This window comes from Streptomyces panaciradicis (genome assembly GCF_023516615.1).
Classification (GTDB): domain Bacteria; phylum Actinomycetota; class Actinomycetes; order Streptomycetales; family Streptomycetaceae; genus Streptomyces; species Streptomyces panaciradicis.
This window is the reverse complement of record NZ_JAMGBF010000337.1, coordinates 1-444: the sequence shown is the minus strand read 5'-3', so window position 1 is coordinate 444 and position 444 is coordinate 1. Positions and strand designations below refer to the sequence as shown.

The 444-nt window shown below is 68.7% G+C and carries 1 protein-coding gene; it reads right to left on the bottom strand.

What is annotated here, in order from left to right; genetic code table 11:
• The coding region (locus tag M8J74_RS44255; RefSeq protein WP_249841781.1) for an ABC transporter permease at positions 1-444 on the bottom strand (444 nt) is incomplete at its 5' end.

Here is a 444-nt window from a genome sequence, read left to right as displayed (position 1 = left end):
TCAGCCCTTCACGAGCAGGCCGCGGCTGCGCAGGACCCAGCGTTCGAGGGGGCTGAAGACGATGAGGTCGATGGCGATGCCGACGAAGAGGATGAGGAGGATGGCTTCGAAGACCATGGCCATGTCGGAGGCGGTGCGGGCGTTTTCGAGGAGCTGGCCGAGGCCGACGCCGAGGTCGGGGAAGCTGGCGATGATCTCGGCGGCCATGAGGGAGCGCCAGGAGAAGGCCCAGCCCTGTTTCATGCCGGCGACGTAGCCGGGCAGGGCGGCGGGCAGGGTGATGTGCCAGGTGCCTTTGAGGCCGGTGGCGCCCATGGTGCGGCCGGCGCGCAGGAAGAGCGGGGGGACCTGGTCGACGCCGGAGACGAGGCCGTTGGCGATGGAGGGGACGGCGCCGAGCAGGATGACGGCGTACATCATGGAGTTGTTCAGGCCGAGCCAGAT